This window comes from Magnetococcales bacterium (assembly GCA_015232395.1).
Taxonomy (GTDB): domain Bacteria; phylum Pseudomonadota; class Magnetococcia; order Magnetococcales; family JADFZT01; genus JADFZT01.
On record JADFZT010000159.1, the window covers coordinates 1 to 3,258 of the forward strand.

5 protein-coding genes are annotated in these 3,258 nt (G+C 52.8%); 1 reads left to right on the forward strand and 4 read right to left on the reverse strand.

From position 1 onward, the window contains the following. Positions 1-152: 152 nt before the first annotated feature. From HQL52_20200 to HQL52_20210, 3 genes are all read right to left on the reverse strand, one after another. Positions 153-419: a hypothetical protein gene (locus tag HQL52_20200; GenBank protein ID MBF0371763.1), complete on the reverse strand. Its 267-nt coding sequence runs from the start codon at positions 417-419 to the stop codon at positions 153-155. 260 nt (positions 420-679) lie between these two features. Then, complete coding sequence (locus tag HQL52_20205) at positions 680-1,768, reverse strand: virulence RhuM family protein (GenBank protein ID MBF0371764.1); 1,089 nt, start codon at positions 1,766-1,768, stop codon at positions 680-682. Beyond that, positions 1,765-1,938 carry an HU family DNA-binding protein gene (locus tag HQL52_20210; GenBank protein MBF0371765.1) on the reverse strand — a complete coding sequence of 58 codons (174 nt, stop codon included), beginning with the start codon at positions 1,936-1,938 and terminating at the stop codon, positions 1,765-1,767. The genes HQL52_20205 and HQL52_20210 overlap by 4 nt, the downstream gene beginning before the upstream one ends. A gap of 72 nt (positions 1,939-2,010) precedes the next feature. Here HQL52_20210 and HQL52_20215 point away from each other — a divergent pair, with 72 nt between their 5' ends. Next, positions 2,011-2,493 carry a Rha family transcriptional regulator gene (locus HQL52_20215; GenBank protein MBF0371766.1) on the forward strand — a complete coding sequence of 161 codons (483 nt, stop codon included), beginning with the start codon at positions 2,011-2,013 and terminating at the stop codon, positions 2,491-2,493. Between the two features lie 297 nt (positions 2,494-2,790). Here the strand turns inward: HQL52_20215 and HQL52_20220 are convergent, their stop codons facing one another. Then, positions 2,791-3,036, reverse strand: coding sequence for a hypothetical protein (locus HQL52_20220; GenBank protein ID MBF0371767.1), 246 nt, complete (start codon positions 3,034-3,036; stop codon positions 2,791-2,793). Between the last annotated feature and the right edge of the window lie 222 nt (positions 3,037-3,258).

Here is a 3,258-nt window from a genome sequence, read left to right on the forward strand (position 1 = left end):
GTGTTCATCTCTGACATCCTCCTCGTTGGTGATGATCCATCCTACCACGAATGTCAGATTAAGTCTTGTCTATTACAACTAATTGCCCGGGAATCAACTCCAGCCCGTTTGCCAAGCCGGTTTAACCAGAGTGGGTTTTCCCGTTTCATCGGTCAGCACTCCCTCTCCACCTTCCCAACCTCATTCCCATCCAGATCATGACGAATTCCCTTTTCCCATAGCGCCGCTTGATACGCCTCCCGATTCTGCTCCAGCCACATGGACAGGGCTTTCCGTGCTACCCGCTTGGATACCTGATATCGAGTCTGGATCGCCGTGTGGATACCGATGGCCCAGGGCCTGGGGGGTGAGTCATCTGTTGGAAACAAATCTGGATGATTCTCTTCCAGGGTGTTTAGCAGAGCCAGGGTTTTGAACATGGATAGGGGTAGTTTCCGCTTGACTGGCTGGGGTGGGGGGGGCTTGGGGTCAGTCAGCCTTCGGCTTGGGTGCAGGGCCACGATTCCGGGGCGGAAATAGGTCCGGCATCCCGCAAACCTTCATCCCGGGCTTGGGGCGGGGTTTCTTCAGGGTGAGCGTTTTTCTGGCCATATCACCCTCCATTCACTCGTTCCCGGGCTTCTTTGCCTGCCATGAACACCTTTGGCATCAGCTCTCTGAGCACTTTCATGTTTTGTCCTCAATCAGCTTTAAGGCCATCGATTTTTTCAGCTTCGTCACTCTTCCGTTTTACTGCTCGACGCTTGGATCCTTCGGAAAGAGATTTAACTTCCTTGTCAAAATCCGATTCAAACAATCGGTCCTGGATGATGCGGTATTTTTCAAACTCACTTTCCGCATGAGATTTGGCCATCTTGGCTGTGATGCGGCCCTTGTCCTGAAGAATCTCCCTGTCATCGAATTCCAGGAATCGATCCAAACGCACGGCCCAATCTTCCATGGTCATGGGGATGTGGCGTCGGGCGCGTTCCTCTGCCAGCTCCAGATAGGCGTTGACGATGGCTCCCAGGGATTTCAACTCTTCGGTAGTCAGATAATTCTTGGCCACTCTCACATCGGTCTTGAGGACTTTGCCGGTTGGCGCAGCGGCCCAATTGGTCAGGCCCATATGGGGAGTGTTGCTGTTGGCACGCTCTTGGATCAGTTCAGCGGCAGTGTGGCCGTGAATGGCGTAATGAAGCTTGTTTTGAACCTTGGCGAAAAACTCTCGGGTAGTAGGGGCATCTTTGTTGTAGTCCACGCTGGTGGCGTAGATGTCAGTGATTTTCTGGTAAAAGCGCCGTTCGCTTAGGCGGATCTCCCGAATCTCTTCCAGCAGGCGCTCGAAATAATCCTCTCCCAGAAACGCACCGTTTTCCATGCGTTCCCTGTCCAACACATAACCCTTGATGGCGAATTCCCGAAGCACTTGGGTCGCCCATTGTCGGAACTGGGTGGCCCGTATGGAGTTCACCCGGTACCCGACGGAAATGATGGCATCCAAATTATAGAACTGAGTTTGATAGCTTTTTCCATCACTTGCAGTATTCCGGAATTTCCGGATAACTGAATCCGGCTCCAGTTCACCACTGGAAAAAATATTCTGCAAATGCTCGCTGATGGTGCGAACATCTACCCCAAACAGTTCTGCCATCAGCTTCTGGGTCAACCAGATGGTCTCCTCCTGGTATCGGACTTCGATGCCATCCTCCCCTGTCTGCTGGGTGAAGATAAGGAACTCCGCAGTACTATTACGCACGGTCAGCCCTTTTTGGGATTTATAGCTCATGTAATTGGCTCCTCCAGATAACTATCTACCTGTTCCCGGAGTTCCACCCGGTCACCTTGGGCCAAGCTATCAGCCATGGTATCCAGGGCGGTGGATACCGTAGTGGCAGCCTCGGCTACAGACATGCCATGCCGGTCGGAGATGGCGTTGATGATGTCGGATCGGTTCATGTGGACTTTAGTCCTGGAAGGCGGTTCAGGGTCAGGTGATATTCTGCCAAGACTGGGGGCTCGTGAAAATGGTTGCAAGGTCCCGTTCTGCACGCATGGGTAGAGGCCCTATCAAGGAGCGACCGTAGGGATTTCACAACGGCTGTACTTGATGGGAGCCCCCCAATCATCAACGTCGTTAACGATCAGGTTCGGGCCAAGTCCACGGACATTGCCGTATACTTCGAAAAGCGCCACGACAATGACATTCGGGCCATAATAAACCTTCAACTTGCTGATTTATTTAAACTCCCCAATTTTGGGGAGACAGTAAAGCCCAATACCAAGGGAGTCCCAAGACCTGTTGTGGACATGACCCGTGACGGGTTCACCCTTCTGGAAATAAACCGACCGTCCGCGCTCACCTGGATCAACCCAGATTTGCGCGGGGCTTTGGAACCCGCACAAACGACCCTCCCCGCACACACGGGCAGAAGGGTTGCAAACCGCTTTGAGCGGTGTGCAAACGGAAATCCGTCCCGCACACACGGGCAGAAGGGTTGCAAACCGCTTTGAGCGGTGTGCAAACGGAAATCCGTCCCGCGCACACGGGGAGAAGTTCAAACACACCAGCAGCGAATCGATCACACCGGGATCCGTCCCGCGCACACAGGGAGAAGTTTCCAAAGGGATGGAGATAGCTCTATACCTTGCAACCACCCCCGCGTAACTGGATCAACTCAAAGTGACTGAGAGTCACTTTTATTCTTGAACTCGCCGTCCCCGCGCATGCCTGGATCAACCTCTCTCTGACGGGATGATTCGGCGGCCACGGACCGGGGAGCTTTCGATGGCCACCGAACAGGGGGGGCGTCAGGTAGTTAGCTCGTGATCTGGCTTTTTCTGCCAATCGGATTGGAATTGGGTTTTTGCCTGTTTCAAAGTATCACTGACACTCGACAAAATGATAAAAACGCCAGATGTCGCCGTCTCATTGATGTGATGCAAATCATCTTGGCCACACAATAAAGCAGATAAGGCCTCTACAACTGAATGAGCACTTCCGAGAGCGTCAAGAGGATCATTTTCAAGCTGGGAAATTTGGATCGTTTTGTTCATGGTGTGGCTCCTTTTGTGGTCCTGTTCAAGGGACGATTAAAAAGCCGGGTGTTTGAACACCGCACAAAAGGGACGGCCCCGTGGACTTTCCCAAAAGGGTTTTGTATAGACCACGAGACACCCGGCCTGGAATCAGATATGGAAGAACCATGCCGGATTTCGGGCACAAAAATACCGCTGGTCTGTCGGGTGCGGTGTCCGCTTTTGTGGGGGGTGTTCAAG